Origin of the sequence: Sorangium sp. So ce302, from assembly GCF_051530145.1 — a bacterium.
In the GTDB taxonomy this organism is placed as follows: domain Bacteria; phylum Myxococcota_A; class Polyangia; order Polyangiales; family Polyangiaceae; genus Sorangium; species Sorangium cellulosum_B.
Window position 1 is genome coordinate 2,937,005 of the sequence record NZ_CP150326.1, and the last position, 23,851, is coordinate 2,960,855.

Annotated in this window: 19 protein-coding genes; 10 read left to right on the top strand and 9 right to left on the bottom strand. The window is 74.7% G+C overall.

Annotated elements, in window-relative coordinates; all coding sequences use genetic code 11:
• Positions 1-254: 254 nt before the first annotated feature.
• From WME73_RS11445 to WME73_RS11480, 8 genes are all read left to right on the top strand, one after another.
• On the top strand, positions 255-1,832 hold the full coding sequence (locus tag WME73_RS11445; RefSeq protein WP_437915692.1) for a hypothetical protein: 1,578 nt from the start codon (positions 255-257) through the stop codon (positions 1,830-1,832).
• A gap of 282 nt (positions 1,833-2,114) precedes the next feature.
• The gene (locus WME73_RS11450) at positions 2,115-2,657 is read left to right on the top strand and encodes a Spy/CpxP family protein refolding chaperone (protein WP_437745498.1); all 543 of its coding nucleotides are present in this window, start codon (positions 2,115-2,117) and stop codon (positions 2,655-2,657) included.
• Between the two features lie 17 nt (positions 2,658-2,674).
• Positions 2,675-2,911, top strand: coding sequence for a hypothetical protein (locus WME73_RS11455; protein ID WP_437299101.1), 237 nt, complete (start codon positions 2,675-2,677; stop codon positions 2,909-2,911).
• 58 nt (positions 2,912-2,969) lie between these two features.
• Entirely contained in the window at positions 2,970-3,656 is a 687-nt protein-coding gene (locus tag WME73_RS11460) for a response regulator (RefSeq protein ID WP_437915693.1), read from the top strand.
• Entirely contained in the window at positions 3,653-5,098 is a 1,446-nt protein-coding gene (locus tag WME73_RS11465; RefSeq protein ID WP_437915694.1) for an ATP-binding protein, read from the top strand. Before WME73_RS11460 ends, WME73_RS11465 begins: the two co-directional genes overlap by 4 nt.
• Before the next feature lie 55 nt (positions 5,099-5,153).
• Positions 5,154-5,528, top strand: coding sequence for a response regulator (locus WME73_RS11470; RefSeq protein ID WP_012234686.1), 375 nt, complete (start codon positions 5,154-5,156; stop codon positions 5,526-5,528).
• Positions 5,529-5,618: 90 nt separating this feature from the next.
• Positions 5,619-6,773 (top strand): hypothetical protein, encoded by a 1,155-nt coding sequence (locus WME73_RS11475; protein WP_437915695.1) that lies wholly within the window; start codon positions 5,619-5,621, stop codon positions 6,771-6,773.
• 367 nt (positions 6,774-7,140) lie between these two features.
• A complete protein-coding gene (locus tag WME73_RS11480) occupies positions 7,141-7,617 on the top strand; it encodes a hypothetical protein (protein ID WP_437745502.1) in 477 nt (158 codons plus the stop codon).
• 15 nt (positions 7,618-7,632) lie between these two features.
• On the opposite strand, the gene WME73_RS11485 is transcribed toward WME73_RS11480, so the two are convergent.
• From WME73_RS11485 to WME73_RS11510, 6 genes are all read right to left on the bottom strand, one after another.
• On the bottom strand, positions 7,633-8,646 hold the full coding sequence (locus WME73_RS11485; protein WP_437915696.1) for a hypothetical protein: 1,014 nt from the start codon (positions 8,644-8,646) through the stop codon (positions 7,633-7,635).
• A complete protein-coding gene (locus WME73_RS11490) occupies positions 8,643-11,261 on the bottom strand; it encodes a Kelch repeat-containing protein (RefSeq protein WP_437915697.1) in 2,619 nt (872 codons plus the stop codon). Before WME73_RS11490 ends, WME73_RS11485 begins: the two co-directional genes overlap by 4 nt.
• Positions 11,262-11,268: 7 nt before the next feature.
• Positions 11,269-12,942, bottom strand: coding sequence for a protein kinase domain-containing protein (locus WME73_RS11495; protein WP_437915698.1), 1,674 nt, complete (start codon positions 12,940-12,942; stop codon positions 11,269-11,271).
• Between the two features lie 140 nt (positions 12,943-13,082).
• The gene (locus tag WME73_RS11500; protein WP_437870539.1) at positions 13,083-14,114 is read right to left on the bottom strand and encodes a diacylglycerol/lipid kinase family protein; all 1,032 of its coding nucleotides are present in this window, start codon (positions 14,112-14,114) and stop codon (positions 13,083-13,085) included.
• A complete protein-coding gene (locus WME73_RS11505; protein WP_437915699.1) occupies positions 14,115-15,344 on the bottom strand; it encodes a hypothetical protein in 1,230 nt (409 codons plus the stop codon).
• A 142-nt stretch (positions 15,345-15,486) separates the two neighbouring features.
• A complete protein-coding gene (locus WME73_RS11510) occupies positions 15,487-16,767 on the bottom strand; it encodes a hypothetical protein (protein WP_437915700.1) in 1,281 nt (426 codons plus the stop codon).
• Positions 16,768-17,131: 364 nt separating this feature from the next.
• Between WME73_RS11510 and WME73_RS11515 the strand changes: the two genes are divergently transcribed.
• Together WME73_RS11515 and WME73_RS11520 are read left to right on the top strand one after the other, a co-directional pair.
• Complete coding sequence (locus tag WME73_RS11515) at positions 17,132-18,475, top strand: MFS transporter (protein ID WP_437915701.1); 1,344 nt, start codon at positions 17,132-17,134, stop codon at positions 18,473-18,475.
• A gap of 200 nt (positions 18,476-18,675) precedes the next feature.
• A complete protein-coding gene (locus WME73_RS11520; protein WP_437915702.1) occupies positions 18,676-19,464 on the top strand; it encodes a CPBP family intramembrane glutamic endopeptidase in 789 nt (262 codons plus the stop codon).
• Between the two features lie 5 nt (positions 19,465-19,469).
• Here WME73_RS11520 and WME73_RS11525 read toward each other — a convergent pair whose 3' ends face one another.
• The 3 genes from WME73_RS11525 to asnB are packed head-to-tail and all read right to left on the bottom strand — an operon-like array spanning position 19,470 to position 23,844.
• Positions 19,470-20,888, bottom strand: coding sequence for a phospholipase D-like domain-containing protein (locus tag WME73_RS11525; RefSeq protein WP_437915703.1), 1,419 nt, complete (start codon positions 20,886-20,888; stop codon positions 19,470-19,472).
• On the bottom strand, positions 20,885-21,850 hold the full coding sequence (locus WME73_RS11530) for a diiron oxygenase (protein ID WP_437915704.1): 966 nt from the start codon (positions 21,848-21,850) through the stop codon (positions 20,885-20,887). Before WME73_RS11530 ends, WME73_RS11525 begins: the two co-directional genes overlap by 4 nt.
• A complete protein-coding gene (asnB, locus tag WME73_RS11535) occupies positions 21,847-23,844 on the bottom strand; it encodes an asparagine synthase (glutamine-hydrolyzing) (RefSeq protein WP_437915705.1) in 1,998 nt (665 codons plus the stop codon). The genes WME73_RS11530 and asnB overlap by 4 nt, the downstream gene beginning before the upstream one ends.
• Between the last annotated feature and the right edge of the window lie 7 nt (positions 23,845-23,851).

Here is a 23,851-nt window from a genome sequence, read left to right on the forward strand (position 1 = left end):
GACGCAGCGCCGAGGTCGAAGGCGGCGCGCGACGTGTCGGGTGATCCCGGGCGCTTGGCGCGGCCACGCGGACGGGCTGTTCGCGTGCCATTGCAGAACGACATCCCGACGGTCCGCTGAAGGCGCGCGCCGTGCCGCGTCGAGCGCTGCGCCGCGGCGCGCAGATCGCTCCTCGCGGCCGCGTGTGGGCTGGCTGTCCGCCGCGGATCCGGTTCTGGTATTGAGCAGTGCGGCCGGGGGAGCACGGAGGAACGATGGCGGAGCGATCGCTGCAGCACCGGGATCCCGATAGCAAGGACGACGAGACGCTGAGGAGAGAGGCGCGCGTACACCTCGCGAGCGAGCCGGCGCTGCAGCTCGTGGCCGAGCTGGTCGCGCGGCTGCGCGAGCTCGATCTGCCGTGGTGGACGCCGGTCAAGCTGCGCGAGCAGTTCGGCGCGGTCGAGCGGATGGGGTGGTTCCGCGAGCGCAGCGACGTGCGCCAGCAGATCACGACGTCCCTCACCGGCCTCTCGCCCAAGGCCGCCCGCCGCAAGACGCCCGACTTCCAGGGCGCGCTCATCGACTCCGTCATCGACGAGGGCGACATCACCCCGCGCGCGTTCGAGGACGCGTTCGACCCGCGCGATCTCGCGGTGTACGGCCCGGCCGGAGGCTACTGGCAGTTCTTCCGGGACTCGATGCCGTGGGATCAGGACACGCCGCAGCTCCAGGAGATCGTCGCCTGGCTTCTCAAGGCGCTGCTCGCGGATCGCAGCCCGTTCGAGGGCATCGGCAGGACGCCGATCCTGACGCCGTGGGACGTGCGCACGGCGATCGACGGTCGGCTGTGGCAGACCCGCATTCCGCTCGAGATCCGCGTCGCCATCGACAACGCGCGGCTCAAGCAGGAGCGCGAGCGCCCGGGCGTGCCGTTCCACGCCGACGGTGAGCTCGCGATCGCCGGGCCGGACGTCATCGCCGCGAACATCCCGCCGCGCGACATCCTCCCCGTGGTGCAGCTCGCGCAGAAGGCGATGCGCTTCGACGGGCCGCGGGCCGCCGCGCCGAAGGCGGCGGCGCCGGTGGAGCTGTCGTCCGGCCGCGGCGGCGCGCCCGCTGCCGCTCCGCCGGCCGGGGCTGCGCCTGCATCGGCGCCGGGGGTCTCCGCTCCCGTGTCGAAGCCGGCGGCGTCGGGCGGGCCCGTGTCGGCGCCGTCGGCGTCGGCCCCCGTGTCGTCCGGCGGCGGGCCCGTGTCGGCGCCTGCCTCCGGCTCGTCCGGCGGCGCGCCGGACGCGGGCCAGGCCGGCAAGGCCGCCGCGAGCGCCGCGCCCTCCGGGGCGGCCGGCTCGCCGCCGGGAGGCCTCGTGGCGTCGGTGAGCAGCCCGCCGGCCGGCTCCCCCGCGGGGACGAAGGCCGCCGGCAGCATCACGCCGCCGAGCGCGATCGCCGCGAGGCCGCTCGCAGCGGCGGGCGCCGCGGCGGCGGTCTCACCGCAGGCGGGTGAGCCGTCGCGCAACAGGCTCCCGAGCGACCCTGGCACCTCGTCGGCGCGCGCATCGACGCCGCCCCCTCCGGCGGTGCGCCCGTCGACGCCGCCCGCGCCTCTGGCGCCGCGCGCATCGACGCCGCCCGCGCCCCCGGCGACGCGCGCGTCGACGCCGCCTGCGCCGAGCGCCTCGCCGGACGGGGCCAAGGTCGAGTCGCTCGACGACCTCGAAGAGGAGGAGGACGATGCCGACGGAGACCGCGGCGCGCCCGAGAGCGAGCGCACGAATCCGTGGGCGACCTCGGGCGACGGGAAACCCAAGGACGACCTCGACGACATCGGCGACGTCGAGTCGGTGAAGTAGCGCCGCCGGAGCGCGGAGCGCCGTCCGCGAGCGGATGGCGCGCCGCTCCGCGCCAGCTGGGCGCGCCGCGCCGCGCTGCCCGCGGCGGTCTTCATGTTTCTTCACACACGCTCCTGAACATCCTTCACACGCGCTGCGCAGCTTCGAGGTGTCCCGGAGCCGCGCGTCTGCGGCTCCGGTCGTTGCTGCCCGGGGCGGCGCCCGCGTTCGGACGAACCGAAGCCGCGCGCACATGCCCCGTGCACGGATCGACGGCGGAGACGCTCACGGAGGGTACGCATCATGTTGGGATTCGTGGTTGGAACGGCCTGTCTGATAGGCCTCGTCATGACGCTGAAGCGCGGCTGCAGGTACGACTGCGGCGCGCCCTGGGGCGCTGGGCCGCGCTTCTTCGGGCGGCGCGGCTTCGGGGGGCACGGCTTCCGCCGTCGCTTCTTCCTGTCCTTCCTCTTCGATCGGCTCGGCACCACGCCGACGCAGGAGAAGGTCATCGTCGCGGCCATCGACGAGCTCCGCTCCGCCGCAGAGGCGCAGCGGAGCGAGATCCGCAGCACGCGCGCGGACGTCGCCGCGGCGATGCGGAGCCCGAGCTTCGACGAGACGCGCCTCGGCGAGCTCTTCGCGCGCCACGACACGGCCATCGAGTCGCTGCGCAGGGCCGCGGTCGGCGCGCTCGGGAAGGTCCACGCCGTGCTCGAGGACCGCCAGCGCGAGCAGCTCGCCGATCTCATCGAGATCGGGCCGGCCGCGTTCCGCGACATGTGGTCCGGCAGGGCCGGGTGGCGCGGCGACGATCCCTACAGGACCCACGGCCGGTGGGCGTGAAGGAAGGGGATGAGACCATGATGCGACGCCAGATCACCATCGCGCTGCTCGCGCTCGGCACCGTCGCCGGTTACGCCTCCGGCTTCTCCTCGCTGCGCTGCCGGGCGGAGGCCCGCCGCGACGCCTTCCAGCGCCACGTCGCGTCCATCTGCGTGGACGCCGCGCGGGAGGCCGAGCGCTCCTGGCCGCGGGGCGCCGCGCGCGCGGTCCACGCGCCCGCGGCGGCCGACGCCGACACCGGCGCGGGCCCCTGAGCTATACAAGGGGTGAGCGGCGGCCGGTCGCCGCCGCTCCTGCCCCCCGGGTCCTTCCATGGCGCTGCGGCTCCTGCTCATCGACGACGACACACGGCTCCACGCCTTGCTCGCGAGCTACCTCGAGCAGAACGGGTTCTCGGTGACCGTCGCGTGCGACGGCGCGCGCGGCCTTTTGGCGCTCGCCGCGGGCACCTTCGACGCCGTCCTGCTCGACGTGATGATGCCGGGCATGGACGGCATCGAGGTCGTCCGCCGCATCCGGCAGAAGAGCTCCATGCCGATCCTCATGCTCACCGCCCGCGGCGACGAGGCCGATCGCGTGGTCGGCCTCGAGATCGGCGCCGACGACTACATCGCGAAGCCCTTCAGCCCGCGCGAGCTGCTCGCGCGCCTCCGCGCGGTGCTCCGGCGGGCCACGCCCGACGCCGCCGGCGAGCGGATCGTGGCCGGCGACATCGCCATCGACGTACCCGGCCGCGTCGTCACCGTCTCGGGCAAGCCCGCCGATCTCACCGGCATCGAGTTCGACATCCTCGTCGCCCTCGCGCGGCGCGCCGGCCGCGTCGTCGCCCGGGAGGCGCTCCTGGAGGAGGCCGGCCGCGGCGACGTCAACGTCGGCGGGCGGACGGTCGACGTGCACATCTCGCACCTGCGGCAGAAGCTGTCCGACGACCCGAGATCGCCGAGGCTCATCAAGACGGTGCGCGGCGTCGGCTACGTGCTCGCCAAGGACCGCGTGTGAGGAGGAGGTACCGGTCCTGGCTCTACGAGAACGGGCGCAAGGTCTCGATCGGCCGCTTCCTGAGCGCGCGGCTGCACCGCCGGATCTTCATGTGGTTCGGCGCGACCATCCTGATCACCGCGCTCGCCGCGGTCGCCACGATCGGGGCCATCGATCGCGTCGGCAACTCCGGCTGGCGGCGCGAGCACGCCCGCGCCCAGTCGTTCGTGGCCCACGAGTTCGAGCGGGTATGGGCCGATCCCGCGGCCCGCGACGTGCTCGCCCGCGCGTTCGCCGAGGATCTCGAGATCGATCTGGAGCTCGTCGACGCGACCGGGCGGCGGCTCGCCAGGTACGGCCAGCCCTGCCGGGCGCAGACCCTGGTCGCCCCGGTCCGCGACGAAGGGGGGCCGCTCGGCTCCGTGCTCCTCTGCCCCGCGCGCGGCCGCTCCGGCGGATCGCTCCGGTTCGCCCTGCCGCTGCTCGCCGTGGCCATCGTCATGTGGGGCGCCTCGGGCCTCATCGCGCGCCGCCTCGCCCGCCCGCTCGTCGATCTGGCCCACGTCGCGCACGAGATCGGCGCCGGCAAGCTGTCGAGCCGCGTCCGGCTCGACTGCCACGGGCAGCAGGGCGAGGTCGGCATCGTCGCCGAGGCGGTCAACGACATGGCCGCGCGCATCGAGCGCCAGATCGCCGACCAGAGAGAGCTCCTCGCCGCCGTGTCGCACGAGCTCCGCACGCCGCTCGCCCGCATCCGCCTGCTGACGGAGATGGCCCGCGAGGGCGGCGGACCGAGCGCCTGCGTGCTCGACGACCTCGACCGCGAGGTCATGGAGATCGACGCGCTCGTCGGCGACCTCCTGGCCAGCTCGCGCCTCGACTTCGCGGCCCTCATCGTGGCCCGCCTCGACCCGGCCGAGGCCGGGATCCGCGCCCTGGAGCGCGCAGGGCTGGATCCGACGCTGCTGGAGGTCGTCGAGGGGACGCCGGCGCTCCAGGCGGACGCGACGCTGCTGGCGCGCGCCCTCGCCAACTTGCTGGAGAACGCGCGCGCGCACGCTGGCGGGGCCGAGCGGCTGCGGGTCCGTCCCGGCGGCCAGCGCGGCGTCGTCTTCGAGGTCGAGGATCGCGGGCCCGGGTTCGTGGACGGGGAGGAGACGCGCATCTTCGAGCCGTTCTTCCGGCGCGAGCGGGGGCAGGGCGGCGAGAGCGGCGCCGAGCGCGGCTCGCTCGGCCTCGGCCTGGCGCTGTGCAAGCGCATCGCCGAGGCGCACGGGGGCCGCGCGTTCGCCGAGCGCCGCGAGGGCGGCGGGGCGCGCGTCGGCATCGAGCTCGCGCTGCGTCCGCCAACCAGCGCCACGCGCCCACAGCGACGCGACAGGGAAGCAAACAGCGAAGACAGAGCAGGCGGAGCAGGCGGAGGCAACAGAGCAGACAGAGCGGCCCGCCCTCGCCGCGCGTAGCGTTCCCGCTTGACCGCGCGATGGGGCGGGTGCGACGCTCCCCGTGCTCGCGACCATGCGAATCCTCCTCTGCGAAGATCAGGACGCGATCCGGCGCATGATCGAGGCGCTGGTCGGAGCGAGTGGTCACGAGGTGATCGGCGTGGGCACCGGCCGCGAGGCGGTGGAGCGCGCCCTGACCGAGCCCTTCGACGTGCTGCTGCTCGACCTGATGCTGCCCGGGAGCATGGATGGCTTCGAGGTCTGCGAGCGCCTCCGCGCGCACCCGGGCACCTCCAGCCTGCCGATCATCGTGATCAGCGCCCTCGACGATCACGAGGCGCGCGCCCGCGCCTTGAAGCTCGGCGCGACCGCCTACTACGCCAAGCCGTTCCGGCCCCTCGAGCTCCTGGAGCACATCGGCGGGCTCAAGGCTGCGCGGCGGGCCTGACGCGGGGCCCCGCCCCGACGGGAGCCGTCCGTCGGCGCAACGCAACGGAGCGCTGGAAGATGGCGCCCGATTTGGCTACACCCGGCCGTCATGCACACTCGGTGGCGCTGGGTCATGGCTTCGACGCTCGCGGCGGTCGCCCTCGCGGGGCTCGCGGGCTGCGAGGGGGAAAAGAGCAAGGCGCAGGTCGCCGCCGACGCCGGCGCGCTCGACGCCGGCCCGCCGCTGCCGGTCGTCGGCGGCAAGCTCGGCGCGGCGCTCGCGGAGGCGGCGGCGGGCGGCACCGACAAGAAGGCGCCAGCGGCGGGCGGCGCGGCGGGCGGGCCGCCGGAGAGCGGCGTGTTCTCGGCGTCCGAAGCGGCCGCTGCGCTGCCGAAGGACGTTCCCTACAAGATCGAGGTCATCGGCGACGGCAGCGAGCCGCGGGCCAGGCTCGCCCCGAAGATCGACCCGAAATCCGAGCAGAAGCTCGACATCACGCTCGGGCTGCGCATGGGCGGGCCGCAGGGGCTGCCGAACCTGGAGCTCGGCGTGAGCTTCAAGGCGGAGAAGCCGGCGGACGCACCCAAGGAGGGCGCGGCCGCGCCCGCGGCGAGCGCGGCTCCGACGAGGGTGATCGCGAAGATCACGTCGGCGACGCTCGCCTCGATGTCGATCGGCGGCCCGCCGAAGCAGCTCGCGGACGCGCTCGCGAAGCTGAAGGGGAGCGCGCTGCGGTACGAGCTCTCGCCGGCGAACGCGGTCGGCAACCTCCAATTCGAGCTCTCCAAGGACGCCGAACCAGGGCTCCAGCCGCTGATCGGCGCGCTCGGGGAGGCCATCACGCTCCTCACGCCGCCGCTCCCGGACAAGCCCGTCGGTGCAGGCGCCTACTGGATGGTCACCGATCGCGTGGTGGCGTCGGGCGCGCAGCTGCCGGTGCTGCGGTACCGGGTCTTCAAGATCGAGAAGGTGGAGGGAGGCGTCGTCTCGCTCAGCGTGGACACGCGCCAGTACGCGGAAGGGGCCGACCTCAAGCTGCCGAGCCCGAACGGGGAGATCACGATGACCATCGACCGGCTCGACTCCTCGGGCAAGGGCACGCTCACCTGGTCGCCGTCGAGCTTCGCGCCCGGCGTGGCCGACGCCTCGCAGCGGCTCCAGGCATTGCTGGTGCCGCCCGGCGCCACCGCCCAGCAGGCCGCTCAGCGCAGCGTGGCCCAGGTGGAGCTCACCGCGAAGTTCGCGTCGCCGGCAGCGCCGTAGCGCCGGTCCGCTGGGCGGGCGCGGCAGCTCTCGCCAGGGCCACGCCCTGCCGCCCGGGGCACACGGAGCGGCTCTCGCGCATCGGGCGGTGTGAGCGCATCGCCCTGGTGGCTGTGCACTTCCGTGCGAGCGTTCGCGCCTGCATCTCCCGCCGCGCGGCCGTGCTGCCTTCCAGGACGCAGGCGTGCGTCCCGGTCGCTGCCCACGAGCCGTGGAAACCATGGAGGCCGCGACCAACCCTGGAGCGGCGCCGCGGTGCTGGGGGTGTTGGCTAATCCCGTGCATGAGCGCCCGTGCGGGGAGGCGTGACGGCTGTCCGACCCGGCTGCCAGAGGCGGGTGAGCAGACCGAGCCACGGTGCAGACGCATGACGTACGGGTGCGAGCGGAACATGCGCGGGTGCAGCCTCGAGGCGTACATCGAGGAGCCGGGCCTCACGGAAGGGCAGCGCCGGCGGCTGCGGCTGTTCCAGACGGTGGAGGAGGCCGTGAGCCGTCGCGTGGAGCGGCTGTGCACGTCCAGCGAGATCGAGGTGACGGACGCGGCGATCCTCGTCGTGTCCCCGGCGGCGCGCCGAGTGTTTTTCCGGATCGACGCGCGGGGCAGCGCGGAGGCGCCGGGCGCGAGCGTCATCGTCGACCACCGCGCGCGGCTCCACGAGTTCCTGCACGCCGTGCTGCCGCCCGTGGACGAGGCGCCGTTCGATCCGTACGTCGACCTGCTCGCGCCTTCTCCGCCCCAGTGCGTCCGCGTGCTCATCGTGGACGAGGACTCGCTCACGGTCCTGAATTACGGCGCGTTCGTGGTGGTGAACCTCGACCGCAGGGAGATGCCGAAGGCCTAGCTCCCGCGTCAGAAGTCAGAAGCGCACGGTGAGGCGGAACGGATCGAGGGCGGCGCGCGGCGGGGGCTGCTTTCGCGGGGCCCCGGCGGGATCGCGGTCGAAGACCATCACGAGCACGCCGACGCCCGCCGCGAGGAGGCCGGCGCCGGCGACGATGTCGCCCGCGAGCGCCTGGGCGCGCGCGCCGTCGGCCGCGTCCCCGTCCCGCGTCGGTGCGTCCGACGCGCTCGCGACCCCGAGCAGCCCGATGGCCGCGCCGGCCGCCACGGTCGTCAGACCGCCGGCGAGCAGCACGATCGGCACCACGCGGCTCGGCGCAGCGTCGGGCGCGGAGCTCGGCGGGGCGCCGCGCAGGACCGGTCTGGCCGGAGCGACGCTCGCTGGAGCGCTCGTCGAGGACACCCTCGGCCCGGCGGGCGCTGCCGGCGCGACGGCCTCGCGCTCGAGGCTCAGCACGACGACGGCGCGGCTCCCCGGCGCCGCTGCGACGCTCCGCTCGGCCTCGCGGTAGCCCGGCGCGCTCGCGGTCACCGTGTGATCCCCCGGGTTGACCGGGCGCGGGCGATCGAGCGCCGCCGCGGGCACCACGACGCCGTCGATCTTCACCTCGAGGCCGACGGCGTCGCCCGGGGAGAGCCGCAGCTCGAGCGCCGCGACCTTGTGCTCGAGCTCCTGGATCGCCTGCCGCGCGAGCTTCTCGTACCCTTTTGTCGCAGGCGCGGACGGCTCGACCAGGAACGCGCGGAAGTTCTCGAGCGCCTCGACGAGCTGCCCCGTCTGCTGCTGGGCCACCCCGAGGCTGTAGAGGGTGATCGGCGCGCGCTTGATCGCGAGCGAGCGCTCGTACTGCTCCCGCGCCTGCTCCCAGCGGCCCTGCCTGGCGAGCTCGGAGGCCTCGATGAAGATCTCGCGCGCGACGGCGACGTCGGCCGCGCTCTGGGCCGCGGCGGGCGCGGGCGCGGCGAGCATCGCGGCCGCCACGAGGAGCGCCAGGACGCCCGAGAGCGCGCGCGTCCGCCGCGGCGTCACGGCCTGAACCGCTCCCCGTCGGGCACCAGCGAGAACCCCTCGAGCCCGGACCACAAGATGAGCTCGGTCCCCGTCCACACGCCCACGCCGTAGGTGTGCTGCTTGCCCGCGGCCGACATGTTCGCTCCCCACGCCATCGTCATCGGATCGTACAGCTTCCCGTCTCGCCTGAGCGTCACGCCGCTCCGCCCGCCGGCGACGAGAGCGTGCGCGCCGGTCCACCCGGTCCAGCCGGTGCGCCGCTCGACGCGGCTGCGCTCCGAGGGGGCCCCCTTGTCGTCGATCCCGCGCCACGCGTCGGCCGCCGGATCGTAGATCGCGCCGCCCTTGCGGGCGACGCCCTCCTGGTCCTGCCCGCCCCAGACGAGGAGCCGATCGCCCATCCAGACCGCGAACGCTTCGGTCCTCGGGCTCGGCGCGTCGGCGCTGGGCAGCGACCGCCAGACGTCGGTGGTGGGGTTGTAGGCGTACCCCTCGTTCGTGGTCGCCTCGCCGGCTCGCCCGCCGAACAGGTAGAGCTCCGTGCCCGACCAGGCCCACGCGACGCCTTCGCGCGCGGGGGCCGCGCCGGCGCTGGAGGCCGGCGTCCATGCGTCGGCGACCGGGTTGTAGAGCCCGCCGCCGGCGACCGGGGCGCCGCCCGCGGAGCCGCCCCAGATCAGGAGGCGCGTGCCGGTCCACACGCCGATCGGCATCCGCCGCGCCGCGGGGGCGCTGGTGGTGCTCATCGCGCGCCAGGTCCGCGCCGCCGGGTCGTACACGCCGCCGGTGGACAGGCCGAGGGGGCTCCCGAACGAGCCGCCGCCCCAGACGAGCACCCGGGAGCCCGTCCACGCCGCGGCCGCGAGCACGCGCGGCGAGGGGGCGCCCTCGTTGCCCAGCGTCGACCACGTGTCGCGCGCCGGATCGTAGAGCGCCCCGTCGCCCACGTCCCCGACCGACGTGCGGCCGCCCCACAGGAAGAGCGCGTTCCCGATCCAGGTCGCCGCGGCCATCTGCCGCGGCGCGGGCGCGCCGGTCCTCGTCATCGGGGCCCACGCGGGCGTGCACTGGCCGGTGCGGCACTCGCGCCCGCTCAGGCAGGCGTTCCCGCACGCGCCGCAGTGATCGGCCGAGCCCAGGCTGACGCACGCGCCCTCGCAGGCCACGAGGCCGCCTCCGCAGGGCGGGATGCAGGCGCCGCCGGAGCAGATCTCGCCCCCGCTGCAGTCCGCGCTGGTGCAGCACTGGCGGCACGCGACGAGGCTGCAGCACTGCTCTCCGTCGGCGCAGCCCGTGCTCTTGCACCTCGCGCCGCCGTCTTCGCACACGTCGGTGGTGCAGCCGTCGCCGTCCGAGCAGTCCTCGTCCGAGCAGCAGGCGCGGCACGCCGTGCCGCAGTCGTGCGGCGTGAGCGCCCCGCACGCACACGCGCCGGACACGCACACGGCGCCCGGCTTGCAGGCGGTGCTGCACGCGCCGCAGTGCCGCGAATCCCTGGTGAGATCGGACTCGCAGCCCGGGGCGACCGGGTCGCAGTCCGCGAAGCCCTCGTCGCACAAAAGCTCGCCTCGGTCGCAGCGCTGGTGCGGCCCCGCGGCGACCCCGCACGCGCCGCAGTGGAACGGGCTGACCTGCGTGTCGATGCACGAGGAGTCGCACGCGGCGAGGCCGGCGGCGCAGCCGGCGGCGCACGCCGCGCCGTCGCAGTAGGCCGCCTCCGGCGCGCACCGCACGTCGCACGCGCCGCAGGTCGTCGGGTCGATGGTGATCGCCTCGCAGCCGGGCGCGCCGTCGCAGTCGAGGCGCCCGCTCGCGCAGGCGCAGCCGCTGCGGCCGTCGCAGATCATGCCGCTCGCGCAGGCATCCCCGCAGGCCCGGCAGTCCGCCTCTGTCCCGAGCGTGGCCTCGCAGCCGTCGTCGGGTGAGCCGTTGCAGTCGGCGTATCCCGGCGCGCACCCGCACACGCCGGCCCTGCACTCCATGTTCGGCCCGCAGGTGACGCCGCAGGCGCCGCAGTTCGCGGGATCCGAGGAGCCGTCGATCTCGCACCCCGTGTCGTGGAGGTTGTCGCAGTCGAGGAGCGGCGGCGCGCACGCGCACTGCCCCGCGTCGCAGATCGCGCCCGAGGGACAACGGAGCGAGCAACCGCCGCAGCGCTCGGGATCGCTCTTGAGATCGACCTCGCAGCCGTTGGTGACGACGTTCCCGTCGCAGTTGTCGAAGCCGAAGACGCACTCGGACGAGCAGTGGCCGCCCACGCAGAGGGTGTGCGGGCACGGCACGCCGCACGCGCCGCAGTGCGACGGATCGTTCAGCACGTTGGTGCACGACCCGCCGCAGCACGACTCCCCGTCACCGCACGCGTTGCCGCAGGCGCCGCAGTGCTCCCGGTCCTTGTCCAGCGCGACGCACGTACCGCCGCAGCAGGCGCCGTCCGGGCAGTCGGGCGCGCAGCCGCCGCCCGTCGAGGTCGCGTCCTGGCCGCCCTCGGAAGGTTTGTCGGAGAGGGCGCTCTCCGCGAGCAGCGAGCAGGCGCCGGTGAGCACGGCCAGCGCGAGCAGCAGCGGCCAGCGCGCGCCGGTCGTGGGCCTTCGATGTCGCGTCTCGCGAGCGGGGCTTTCCTGGGAAGACATCGCGACGCTAGAAGTTCGGCCGGGCCGGGACCGGCAAGGCAGCGCCAGAGGTCTTCGCGCCCGCCCGCGAGGGCGCGGTCCGTCGCGAGCCGGCGCTCCGGGGCGCCGGCGCGGGCTCCCGCGCGTGGGCGCTCGCGGTGGGGCTCTCCGCCGGTCCGCGGCGGGCCGCGCCGGCCGAGGGCTGCGGCTCGGCCGTGCGGGCTGGCTCGGGGCGGCTCTCGGGCGCGAGGCCCTGTGCGGTCGATGGTGCGGCGGCGGCGGCCTGCGGCTGGCCCTGCGACGCAGCGAGCGGCGCCGAAGGCGCGGGCTCGGCGCTGCCGTCCCGCGCGGTCATGGCGCGCAGGGAGAACAGCGCGGCGCCGAGGATCACGAGCGTCGCCAGCCCCGCCGCCGCGACGACGGCGACGCGCCGCCGGTCCCCGGTCGGGCGAGCGGCCTCCTGGTGGACAGGGTGTACAGCGACCTCCTGGTGGTCCTCGCTGCTCCTCTGCGCCCGCGCCGCCGGCCGCTCGGAGATGCGCCGCTGCTGCGCCCGCACCGCCGGCCGCTCGGAGAGGGGCCGCTGCTCGCCGTCGCTCAGCCAGTGCACGGCGAGCGAGGTCCCGGTCACGTCCTCCACGACGCCGTTCTCGGTCGCCCAGCGCGCGAGCGCAACGCCCATCTCGCGCATGGTCCGCCACCTGTTGAAGCGCTCCTTCCCGAGGCCGCGCGCGATGATGGCCCACAGCGCCTCGTCGCCCACGCCGAGCGCGGTGATCGGCGTCGGATCCTTGACGAGGATCGCCGCCACGAGGTCGTGGTAGTTGCCGCCCTGGAACGGCTTCTGGCCGGTGATCGTCTCGTAGAGCACCACGGCGAACGCCCAGACGTCGGTCTGCCCGTCGACGTCGGTGATGCCGCGCGCCTGCTCGGGCGACATGTAATCGGGGCTGCCGAGCACCGTGCCCGCCTTGGTCATCTCGCCGCTCGCCGTCTCGCTCCACACCTTGGCGATGCCGAAGTCGACGATCTTCGGGGTGATGTCGCCGCGATCGTTCTTCACGAGGAAGATGTTCTCGGGCTTGAGATCGCGGTGGACGATCCTTCTGTCGTGCGCCGCGGCGACGGCGCTCGCGATGGGCAGGAGGATGCGGAGCGCCGCCGTGGGCGAGAAGCGCTTCCTGCGCTCGATCGCCTCGACCAGCTGCTCTCCCCGGAGCACCTCCATCACGATGTACGGGTCGCGGTGCTCGGACTCCCCGAAGTCGATCACGCGGACGATCGAGGGGTGATCGATCCGCGCGGCGGCGCGGGCCTCCTGGTGGAGGCGCACCGTCGCCTCGGTCGAGTTGACCTCGCGCCGGATGAACTTGATGGCGACGTCGATGTTGAGGACGTCGTTGTGGGCCAGCCACACCATCCCCATGCCGCCCTCGCCGAGGACGTAGCGCAGGCGGTATTTGCCGCCGATCACGTCGCCCTCGCGGTAGATGCGCCGCGCCGCCTTCCCCGGAGCGGGCGACGGCGCGCTGGCCTCCGGAGGCGGTGTCACGAGGGACGGATCGATCAGCTCCGGGTCGAGCGAGTCCGGAGCGCTGGCGCGCGGGAACGCCGCAGACGATGCGAACGAGCGGCTCGCGCTCTCGGGCCGCGGGGTCGAGTCCGTCGACGAGGCGGGCGCGGAGGAGGAGCGCGGCGGCATGGAGCGAACGCAGTCTAACTTTGCTGGCCTCTCACAGCCATGGTCTCGCGCACCCGTACGTCGCTGCCTGCCCGCGCGCCGCTGCCTGCCCGCGCGCCGGCGCGCCGGCGGTGCATGGTCAGCGCGTGATCCGTGCATGATCAGCGTACGATTCCGCAGGGATGCGCGCGCTCGCCGCGGGCGCACACATCGTGCGACGTGCGCCGGGCGCCGGCGGGGCGATGGCCGGACTTGTGCTCCACGAGGATCTTCACCCGCGGGCCGATGCGCACGGTGAGCGGGCCTGCGTGCTCGTGCACGTCGCCGTCGCAGACGTAGTGGACCACGCCCGACCTGGCCTCGAGCACCGCGCGCCGGGCGATCTTCTCGAACGTGTGCGCCTCGCCCATCGGCCGCGCTCGCCAGATATCGGGCAGCTTCCTGACGAAGCCGAGCGCGGAGGTGTGGATGCCCAGCATGTGGAAGCTCTCCGGGCGCTCGTCGTGGCGGTGGAACGGGCGGAACCCGAGGCCGATCTGGTCCACCGTGCCGGCGGCGACGGCGAGGTAGTCGCGGTCCGGGAACGCCGAGCCGTCCTCGAAGTGGACGCGGCCCTGCCAGCGCGCGGCGACCTGGGTGCCCGTGTTGAGGAGCACGGCGGCGCTCGCGCGGGCGAGGACCTTGGCGGCCCAGAGCGCGCTCCGCTCCTCGCTGCGGTTGTACTCGGCGATGAAGCCGTGGACGCAGCCGGTGCCGAAGATGAAGCCGTAGTGGGCGCCGATCTGCATCACGTGGCGCTCGATCCAGCGCAGCGGGTGCCGGCCGCGCTCGGTGTAGCGGGCGATGAGCCCCGCGAGCAGGCCGTCGGGGCGCCCGCGGGGGACGCCCACGGCGTTGGCCACGGTGTTCATCGTCCCGCCGCGCAGGAAGGCGATCGGCGGCAGCGGCTCGTCCTCGTAGACGTCGAGGAAGCCGGTGATGGTGACGTGGTTCGTGCCGTCGCCCCCGGAGATGCCGAGCACGTCGATGTCGAGCTTCCGGAAGTCCTCCGCGATCCGGGCGAGATCCTCGCGGGAGCGCGCGGCGCGGACGACGCCGTGGTCGCCGAGCGCGCGCGCGAGCCGGACCGCCGCGCGGGGATCGCTCAGGTTCTGCCGCGAGCGGGGGTTGATGATGACGCCGATGCCGCCCATCTAGCGCCGGCCTCGCGGCGACTTCCACCGCGGGTTGAGGTGGACCCGCACGACGTCCGCCATCAGGCCGATGTGGGCGCAGTGATCGGGTTTGTCGTCGCCGGTGTACCCGCGGACGTGGAAGTCGCCGCGGTCGAAGCGCCGGATCATGTCGAGGCCGAGCACGTCGGCGCGGGAGGAGCCCCTCGGCTTGCCCCGCAGCTGCCGCACGATGAAGTCCGCCGTCTCCGCCGTCGACGCGTAGCCGGGCGGCAGGATGGAGGAGTGGCTCATGAACATGAACGCCTCGCCCGCCGCGGCGCGCCTCGCGAACGCGATGAACGGCTCGATCTGCGCGACCTTGAGCTTGTGCTGTTGCTCGTCGGCGTACCCGGCGTGGAGCGAGTCGAGCAGCACGAGGGCGTCGACCCGCTTGCCGGCCGGCTGCCGCAGGATCTGCTCGACGGCGCCGTAGCCCGCGCTCCACGACGAGAGGCCGAGCTTGCGGATGTAGGCCTTCTTCTTGCCCGTCTTCTTCGCGACGGCGCGCTCGATGCTGTCGAGCAGGTTCTCGAAGACGTACGGCGCCGAGAACGCGCTCGAGTACGCGCCCGAGCCGATGCCCAGATCGATGCCGACGAGGACGGCGCCCTCGGCGGTCTTCACGAACTCCTTCCGGAGCGCCTCGTGGCCGTGGAAGTGGATGATGACGTCGAAGCCGCCGCGCTTCGTGACCCCGCCCCGGTGGGGCATGATCATCTGCCCGATCGAGGGCGCGCGGGACCACCGGTCGTAGACGCCCCAGCCCGGATCGGGCGTCATGCACGGGTTGATGTCCCCGCGGCGCTTCTTCGAGGGGGTGGCGCGGCTGCTCGTCGCCCCGGGCCTGTCGCGCCGCGCCGCGCTGCGCTCGGCCGGATCGCGCGCGTCCGATGCCGCGCCGCCGGCGCCGCCCGCGCCGCCCGACGGCGCGCCGGCCCCGGCGGCTCCGTCCGTCGGGGGCGGGCCGCCCTCCGCCGGAGGGCTGTCGGCCTGCGGCGCGGCGGCCTGGGCGGCGGCCGGAGGGCCGTCGGCCTGCAGCGAGGCGACGTGCGTCGCGGGCGGAACGTTGTCGGCCTGCGGCGCGGCGGCCTTCGGAGCGGCCGTGTCCTGCGCCGCTGCAGGGGGCGCGGCGAGCCACCAGGTGGCGGCGAGCAGCGAGAGGAGCGCCCATCGCCCGGACGGCCGGCGGGCCTGCAGGGGGTGTCTCATGTCGGGAGCGCCTCCATTCCATGGAACGGCGTGCGGATCGAGCGCTCGGTGCAGGGCCGTCGCCGCGCTGTGTTCGCGGGGACACCCCGCGGGAGTTCTGTGGTCGTGCAGGGGGCAGGCGCGCCCCCTGCGCCGGCCGGCGTCACCCTGGCGGCGGCTTCCCGTGGGTGAGGGCGGCGCCCGCGTCGGCGGCGGCGAGGATGCGCTCCTCGGCCTGGGAGGCGAGCTTCTCGACCGCCGCGGCGGCGTCGGCGGGGGGCAGCGAGCGGAGGAACTGGATGAACTCGAGCTCGAGGCCGGGCTTCACGCCGCTCAGGACGAGCACGATGGGGATGGCCGGCTTCTCGACCTCGGCGAGCTCCGTGGTGCGGGCGCGCCAGCGGCCCGCGCCGAGGGCGAGGCGGAAGGCCCACTGCGCGCCGAGGCCGATGAGGAGGCCCGCCATGACGCCCGCGACGAACAGGTCGGCGTCCCTCGGGGCGAGGAGGGCCGCGGAGAACCCGCCGATGGCGGCGCCGATCACGAGGCCGGGCTCGCCGCTGTTGTGGGCCGCGGCGGTCTTCAAGATCTCCGCGGCCTGCATGCCCGGGCGCCCGCTGCGGACCGCGTCGCGCAGCGGGAGCAGCGTCGCGAGGCGGCGCATCGAGGCGGCCCGCACGCCCAGGTAGCTGATGAAGAGGGCGCAGACCGTCAGCCCGACGCCGACGCTCACGGCCACGCGCCGCGAGAAGACGCCCTGAGGCAGCGGCTCGCGGACCATCGCGGTGAGCGCGCGCTCCCGGTCGCGCTCCGCGTTCGCCTTGAACGCCGTCTCGGCGTCCTTCGTGGCCTGCGCGACCTTGTCGGCCGGGATGTCGGCGACGAGCGAGAGCAGCTGCTTCGCCGCCTCGAACTGCTCGGCCTCCGCGGCGCCCGGCGGCGTGATCGCGGCCGCCTTGGCGATGGCCTCCCAGGCGGGGATGGCGTTCACCCGAGCCCCCAGGAGCGCCTCGGTCGCCTCGCGGCAGCCCGACAGGGTCTTGACCTGCTTGTAGAGCGGCTGGGCGGAGGCCCACGCGCCCTGCTTGTCCGGCTCCTTGGGCTTCGGCGGCGGCGGCGCGTTGCGCGGCGGGCGCCCCTTCGTGGTCGTCGCCGGCGGCGGCGGCGCGGGGGGCGCCTCGCCCGGGTCGGGCATGCGCGCCGATTTCGCGGCCGCCTTGAACAGGTCGATCTCGACGATCAGCTTCTCGCCGGCGAGGGCGCACGCCCGCGCGGGCGCGACGCGGGCCTCGGACTCCTCGGCCTGGCGCCGCGCGCCCGGGTCGGGGACGAGCCTGCCCTCCACGGTGACGAGCCGGAGGACCGCCACGGCGATGCACAGGACGAGGATGGCCGAGGCGATGAAGGTGGCGCGGACCTCCTCGCGCCGGGTGTACTCGTTCACGCTGGCTCCCTCGGAAAGACCGGAGATGGGCAAGGCGCCGGCCGGGTCGGCGCGAGGTCGGCGCGCGCGAGCGCGGCCGCACGGCCGGAGCGGCACGAAGCGCCACGATCGGCGTCGCCGCCGTGACGGCAGGGGGACACCGAAGGAGCGTGAGCCCGTCGCATGCAGTTCACCGTTTAAACCAGATGCCGGACCGATACCACAGCGTCGCTCGCGATGGAGTCCGCTGCGTCCTCACGGCGTCGCGGCCTCACGGCGTCGCGGCCTCACGGCGTCGTGTTTGCTTCCACGGTCGGGCGCGGCGGTCGGGCGTCCTGGAACTTGCTCCGTCCCGGGGCGCATCGTGTAAGGGTGCGGAGAAGGCGTGGAGGCTGCCGTTACATCCCACAAGCCCGTTGAGCCCGCGGCCCCGGCGCGCGCCGCGCTGCCCGAGCCGGGAGCGGAGGCGCCGAGGCGTGACGCCTCCTCGGAGGCGCCCAGTGAGGCGGCGTCGTCCGGCGTGGCGGCGGCGCCCGACGCGGTGGCGGGAGGGGCGAGCCGGGGCCTGTGGATCTCGTCGACCTACTTTGCCGAGGGCCTGCCGTACGCGATCGCGCACAAGGTGGCGGGGGAGTTCTTCACGGCGGCGGGAGCGAGCCTGGAGATCATCGGGCTGACGTCGCTCTACGGGCTCCCGTGGAACCTCAAGTTCCTCTGGAGCCCGCTGGTCGACCTCCACGGCAGCCCGCGGCGCTGGCTCGTGGCGGTCGAGATCGCGCTCGCCGCGATCGTCCTCGGGCTCGCTGCGGCGGCGGACAGCGGCGCGATCTGGCTCGTGGCGGCGCTGTTCGGGGCGGTCGCGGTCGCCGCGGCGACGCACGACATCGCGGTCGACGGCTTCTACCTGCAGGCGCTCGACAAGGACGCGCAGGCGGCGTTCTCCGGGCTGCGGGTCGGCGCGTACCGGCTCGCGCTGCTCGCGGGCGCGCTGCTTGTCGCGTTCGCGGGCTGGGCGTCCTTTGGCGCGGCGTTCGCCGTCGCGGCAGGCGGGCTCGCGCTGCTCGCGATCGGGCACGCCGCGGGGCTGCCGCGCCCGGCCGCGACGCCCGGAGCCGGCGCCGCGCCCGGAGCGACCGGGCTGCGGCGCTACATCGAGCCGTTCCGTGTGTACCTGCGGCAGCCGCAGATCGCGTCGAGCCTGGCGTTCATCCTCTGCTACCGGGCAGGGGACGCGCTCATGTTCGCGATGTCGTCGCCGCTGCTGAAGAGCCTCGGCCTCGACACGGCGGCGCGAGGCAACGTGGGCGGGGTCGGGACGGTCGCCTCGATCGCCGGCTCGATCCTCGGCGGGGTGATCATCAAGCGGTGGGGGCTCGCGCGGACCATCTTCCCGATCGCGCTCGTGCAGAGCCTGGCGATCCTGCTGTACGTGGCGCTCGCGTGGGCGCGGCCGGCGCTCCCGTGGGTCGTCGCGCTCGTCACGCTCGAGCAGCTCGCCGCCGGCGTCGGGACGGCGGTGCTCGCGGTGTTCCTGATGCGGCGCTGCGTGGACGGGTACAAGTCGTCGCACTTCGCGATCGGGTCGGCGCTCATGTCGGTCTCTGCGACATTCGCCGGCAGCGCGAGCGGCTACCTGGCCGCCAGCGCGGGGTTCACGGCGTTCTTCGCGATCGCGTTCGCGGCGTCGATCCCGGGGGTCGTCCTGTCGCGCCTGGTGCCGCGCGAGTAGCGTTACTGCGGGAAGTTGCCCCGAATCAGCAGAAGAACCGCCAAGCGCGCCAAGGCCGCCAAGACATGAGGGGGAGGGCCATCCCGGCTTCCCCCTCTTCTTTTCCCTGTGCCCTGGTTTCTCTGCGCCTTGCGTTGAACTCTCTGTCCGGACCTCCGGCGGGTGGAACCAGGTAGATTGGACTCGTCCGCGCGATCCCGATGCAAGAGCCCACGTCCGCCCTCTCCGAGCCGAAGGCGCGCGCCGACCGCGCGCTGAGCCTGGTCTCCCTCGGCCTCCTGGCGCTCCAGGCCGCGCTCGACGCGCCCGCGTTCCCGCGCGCGACGCTCGCCGTCGCCGCGGCCGCGGCCCTGGTGGCGCTGCTCGCGGCCCGCGTGGCGCAGGGGCCGGCGCGCGCCGTCGCGGCGCTCGTGGCGTGCATCGTGGTGGCGATGCGCCTCGGCGTCGTCTGGCAGCTCGCCATGATCCTGGCGCTCGCGGCCTACGGCGGCCTCGCGCGGCTCGCGCCCGCGCTGCGTCCGCCCGAGGGCTGGCGCGCGGCCGGCGGGCTCCCGAAGCGCTGGACGGCGCTCGTCGGCGGCGTCACGCCGGTCGCGCTCGTCGGGTGGCTCGCGCTCGCCCGGCCCGACCTCCGCGACATCACCGGCTCGGAGCTGCTCCAGGTGTCGACGCCGGTGCTCATCGCGGGAGGCGCGGTCTTCGCCGTGCTGAACGCCACGCTGGAGGAGGTGATCTGGCGCGGCGTGCTCCAGCCCAGCCTCGCGGCGGCGTGGGGCGCGCGCCTCGCGGTGGTGCTGCAGGCCGCCTCGTTCGGGGCCCAGCACGCGCACGGGTTCCCGCGGGGGCTGCTGGGCGTCTTCCTGGCGGGCAGCTGGGCCGTGATGCTGGGCCTCTTGCGGCAGCGCTCCCGCGGGCTCCTTGCGCCCGTGCTCGCGCACATCGTCGCGGACGCGACGATCGCCGCCCTGGTGATCGGCATGCTCCGCTGATCGCGTCAGGGCCGGAGGCCGAGCAGCTCGAACGCGCCCAGCAGCGCCGAGCGCGCCCACGACCCCCGGCCGCTCGACGTGCGCCGCGAGGCGGGCAGATCCCAGAGCCGCTCGAAGTGCGCCGCGAACGCGGCCACGAAGGCCGGATCGCGGGTCTCGAGGTCGGTCTCGAGCCACGCGCGCGAGAACGAGTTGGGCGTGAAGTTGGCCTGGCCGCCCACGAGCATCGGCCGAGCGCCCAGCCGCGCCGCGGTCTTGAGGTGCATCATCGCCCCGCCGCGCGAGTCGTGCACGCGCAGCGCGAAGCGGTCCGGCCACCGCGCCTCGGCCTCGATCGCGCGGGTGATCCCGTGGTGGTTGACCAGGCTGCGGATGAGCCACCCGGCCGCGGGGGGCAGCGGGAGCGCGTCGATGGAGTCGATCAGCACACGCACCCGGGCGCCGCGCGCCGCCGCGCGCTCGAGCGCCTCGAGCATCGGCAGGTCCGAGAGGTACGTGGTCGCGACGAGGAGCTCGTCGCCCGCCGCCGCGCCGTCGAACAGGTCCGCGAGGCGGGCGCGGATCGCCTCGTGCTCGACGAGCGCGCACGTCTCGTCGCCTGCGGCGGTGAGCGCGCCGGGCGGGGGGAGGGGGATGCGCAGGCCGCCGGCGTACCCCGGCACAGGCGCGAGCGTGGGCGTCGGGGAGGCACACTCCGTCCCGGGATCGTCGGACGCGCGCGCGGCGCGCGCGGCGTCGGACATGAGCGCGTGAAGCGCGGCGCGGCCCTCGGCGCCGATCGCCTGCGGCATGGTGAGCGCCTCGCCGATCGCCGCCATCGCGACGCGCCAGAGCCGGCGGGCCACGGCGCCCGTCAGCCAGAACAGGTTCTCGTGCCAGTCGAACGCCGCGTCGATGAAGTTGTGCGACGTGATCGCGCCGGCGCGCCCGCCGTCGATCACCAGGTTCTTCCGGTGATCCTCGACGTTGTGCAGCACCTGCCAGCGGTTCTGGTGCTCGACCCAGTCCTCGATCGACACGCGCGCGTGGTCGAGGTGGAAGTTCATCCGGGGCAGGAGCCGGCGGCGCCGGTCGAACCGCGCGCCGAACAGGCAGGCGTTCAGCACGAGGACGCCCGCGTCCGCGAGGCGCCTCCGCACCAGCGCGCCGCGGCGGCGCGTCAGGGCGGGGTTCGCGGGCGTGTTGCTGTCCAGGATCACGACGACGGTCACATCGGGCCGGGCGCGCTTCTTGGCGATGAGCCAGTCGGCGACCGTGTCGGCGTAGGGGAACGCGCCCGGCCGCGGCAGCAGCGTGGTCTGGTCGCCGTTCGCCGCGAAGAGGTACATCTGCTGGACGACGCTCCGCTCGGCGGCCTCGATGAGGTCGCGACACGCGGAGAGGATGCCGTGGCTGTCGCCGATGTACGCGAGCCCGGAGCTCACGCGGGATCCATGCGCAGCGCGCGCCGCAGCGCCCAGCAGAGGGCCGGCGCGCCGGCGAGCCCGCGGCCCTCCAGCTTGCGCGTGAAGCTCTCGGTGCCCCAGCGATCGGACTGCGTCGGGGCGCGCGCGCCGAGCCGCCGCCGCTGCGCGGCGTCGAGGCCCAGCTCGCTGCCGGCCGAGGCCACCAGGCGGCCCCAGGCGTCGCCGACCACGCCGTCGACGTACACCAGGAAGGGCAGCGCGAGGGCTGTCTGGATGGCGGCGAGCCAGCGCGGACAGCGCTCGTTCAGGTGCAGGAGCACGCGCTCGTCGATGGCGACGTGCGGCGCCTCCTCGCGCGCGTGCAGGGCCATGATCTCGGCGACGAGCGCCGCGCTCTGGTCGGGCCGGGCCTCGATCGCCCGCGGCACGAAGAGCGTGATCTCCTCGAAATACCACGCGAGCAGGAAGAACGTGCCCGCCGGGGCGAGGCGCAGCGCCGCGTCGTCGCCCCGGCCCCAGCGCAGGAAGCGCGGCGGGGCCGCGTCGGTCGGGTAGAGATCCGGCCGGAGCCTGTGCAGGAGCCGGCGGAACATCTCCGCGTGCGTGCGCTCCTCGGCGACGAAGCGGGCGACGACGGGCGCGGACAGGTACGGCGCGCGGTGGGCCGACCGCTCGAGGTACCGGATCACGTAGCCCTCGAAGTGGATGAACAGCTCGCACGTGAAGCACGCGAACAGCCGGTTGATCGCGACGCGCTGGCGCTCGGTGAGCCCGAGGCCCGCGACGTCCATGTAGTGCGCCTCGGGGATCACCAGCGCCTCGGGCGGGATCGGGCGCGTCCAGTCGATGCGGTCCCAGCGCCGGCGCACCGCGGTGTGGAGCCGGTCCTCCCTCGCGGCGGCCTCTCCGTCGTGGGGCAGCGTCCGAGGGCTGCCTTCGTGGCCGGAGAGCGCGGGATCGGCGGAGATCTGGAGGCTCACGATGGGACCGTCCTCTCGGTCGACTCGGTCGACGCGACCGCGCGCTCGTCTGCGGCCGCGGGCGCTGGCGGCGACCACGTGGGCAGCTCGCACAGCCCGCCGCCGAGGAAGAGGTGGTGCCACAGCTGCGTGGTGACCACGGCGGTGTAGCTCCCGTCGGCGACGATCCGCCGCGGGGCGAGCGCGGGCAGGAGCCGCTGGAAGCGCTGCTCGCGGGCGACCTTCGCGGGCGAGAAGTAGCCCGTCTTTCGCAGCGACTCGGGGCTCACGAGCTGCGCGATCCAGCGGGGCTGGGGCCCGAGCGCGCAGAGCGCGTGGGCCTTGAACATGCCCTTGGGCGGGTCGGCGACGTCGCGCGGGAGCACCCGCCGCGCCACCTCGCGGAGGAGCCACTTCTCCCGCAGCCCGCGGAGCTTGTACGCCGGCGAGAGGCCGCTAGCGAGGTCGACGAAGGCCTCGTCGAGGAAGGGGTAGCGGTGCTCCACGCCCGAGCGCATCGCCGCGCGGTCGCCCTTGCCCACCAGGAGGTGTCCGGCCAGCATCAGCTTGTACTCCACGTAGAGCGACCGATTCAGCGGATCCCAGCGGCGCATCCGCGCTGGCGCGATGTCGAGCTCGGAGAACGGGTCGTGGCCCGCGACGCGCTCGGCCATCGTATCCGAATAGAACAGCCAGCGCGCGCGGGAGAGCGGCTCGTACAGGTCGAGGAGGCTCGGGCGAACGTCGCCGAAGTGGTCCTGGAACGTGGGCGCGGGTGTGCCGGGCGCCGCGAGCTCGGCCAGCGTTCTTCGGATCGCACGCGGCAGGGCTGGGTGGACGCGGGCGAGGCGCTCCATGGCGCGGTGGGCCTTGTGCCAGACGTAGCCGCCCATCGCCTCGTCCGCGCCCTCGCCCGTGAGCACGACCTTGAACCCCCGGCGCGCGGCGCGCTCGGCCAGCAGGAGCACGCACCCGTCGGCCGTGTCCATCACGGGGCCCTCGGCGGCCTCCACCACACGCGGGAGGGTCTCGAGGATCTCCGCAGGCGAGGGCACCAGGGTCTCGAGCCGCGCGCCCAGGCGCGCCGCGCTGCGGGTCGCGCGGCGGCGCTCGTCGGGCCCGGCGCCGTCGAAGCCAACGGTGAACGACGCGACGGGCGCGTCGCCGCGGGCCTCCCGGGCGAGGCCGAGCACCAGCGTCGAGTCGAGCCCGCCGCTCAGGTACGTCGCCACCGGGCCGTCGGAGACGAGGCGTCGCTGCACGGCGTCGCGCAGGCAGGCGCGCGTCTCCTCGATCAGCGCGTCGAGCGAGGCGACGCGCCGCTCCTCGCCCTGGGCCGGGAAATCCAGGTCCCAGTAGCGCCGTTCCTCCACCGCGCCGCTCTGTGCGCGGAGGTAGTGCCCCGGCCAGATCGAGCGCACGCCGCGGAAGCACGTTCGCCGCGTGCCCGCGGCGAACAGCGAGAAGACGTGGTCGATGCCCGCTGGATCGACCTCGGGGCGCACGAGCCCGCTCGCCAGGATCGCCTTGATCTCCGAGGCCCAGAGGAGCCAGCCGTCCGCCTCCGCGTAGTGGAGCGGGCAGATCCCGATCCGGTCGCGGCCGAGCAGCAGCGTGCGCGCCTCGCGATCCCAGAGCGCCACGGCGAACTGCCCGCGCGCGCGGGAGAAGGCGCCCTCGCCCGCGTCGAGGTAGAGCCCGGGCCATAGCTCGGTGTCGCACCGCGTGCGCAGCGTGTGCCCGCGCGCAGCGAGCTCGCGGCGCAGCTCGGCGTGGTTGAACAGCTCGCCGTTGTACGAGGCCCACACGCGGCCGCCCGCGTCGGCCATCGGCTGGCGGCCGCCCGCGACGTCGACGATGGCGAGGCGCCGCGTGGCCATGGCGATCCCTGGCGCTGAAAAGGAGGCGCCGTCGTCCGGGCCGCGGTGCCGCACGCTCGCCGCCATGCGGTCGAGGCGCGCCGGATCGAACGTGCGTCGCCCGGCGAGGTCCAGCGCTCCGACGATGCCGCACATGATCGAG

What these genes read in the sequence shown, in the direction of transcription:
- WME73_RS11450 (WP_437745498.1), top strand. Translation starts at nt 2,115, where the DNA reads ATGTTGGGATTCGTGGTTGGAACGGCCTGTCTGATAGGCCTCGTCATG.
- WME73_RS11445 (WP_437915692.1), top strand. Translation starts at nt 255, where the DNA reads ATGGCGGAGCGATCGCTGCAGCACCGGGATCCCGATAGCAAGGACGAC.
- WME73_RS11505 (WP_437915699.1), bottom strand. Translation starts at nt 15,344, where the DNA reads ATGAGACACCCCCTGCAGGCCCGCCGGCCGTCCGGGCGATGGGCGCTC.
- WME73_RS11490 (WP_437915697.1), bottom strand. Translation starts at nt 11,261, where the DNA reads ATGTCTTCCCAGGAAAGCCCCGCTCGCGAGACGCGACATCGAAGGCCC.
- WME73_RS11520 (WP_437915702.1), top strand. Translation starts at nt 18,676, where the DNA reads ATGCAAGAGCCCACGTCCGCCCTCTCCGAGCCGAAGGCGCGCGCCGAC.
- WME73_RS11460 (WP_437915693.1), top strand. Translation starts at nt 2,970, where the DNA reads ATGGCGCTGCGGCTCCTGCTCATCGACGACGACACACGGCTCCACGCC.
- WME73_RS11480 (WP_437745502.1), top strand. Translation starts at nt 7,141, where the DNA reads ATGACGTACGGGTGCGAGCGGAACATGCGCGGGTGCAGCCTCGAGGCG.
- asnB (WP_437915705.1), bottom strand. Translation starts at nt 23,844, where the DNA reads ATGTGCGGCATCGTCGGAGCGCTGGACCTCGCCGGGCGACGCACGTTC.
- WME73_RS11500 (WP_437870539.1), bottom strand. Translation starts at nt 14,114, where the DNA reads ATGGGCGGCATCGGCGTCATCATCAACCCCCGCTCGCGGCAGAACCTG.
- WME73_RS11470 (WP_012234686.1), top strand. Translation starts at nt 5,154, where the DNA reads ATGCGAATCCTCCTCTGCGAAGATCAGGACGCGATCCGGCGCATGATC.
- WME73_RS11495 (WP_437915698.1), bottom strand. Translation starts at nt 12,942, where the DNA reads ATGCCGCCGCGCTCCTCCTCCGCGCCCGCCTCGTCGACGGACTCGACC.
- WME73_RS11455 (WP_437299101.1), top strand. Translation starts at nt 2,675, where the DNA reads ATGATGCGACGCCAGATCACCATCGCGCTGCTCGCGCTCGGCACCGTC.
- WME73_RS11475 (WP_437915695.1), top strand. Translation starts at nt 5,619, where the DNA reads ATGCACACTCGGTGGCGCTGGGTCATGGCTTCGACGCTCGCGGCGGTC.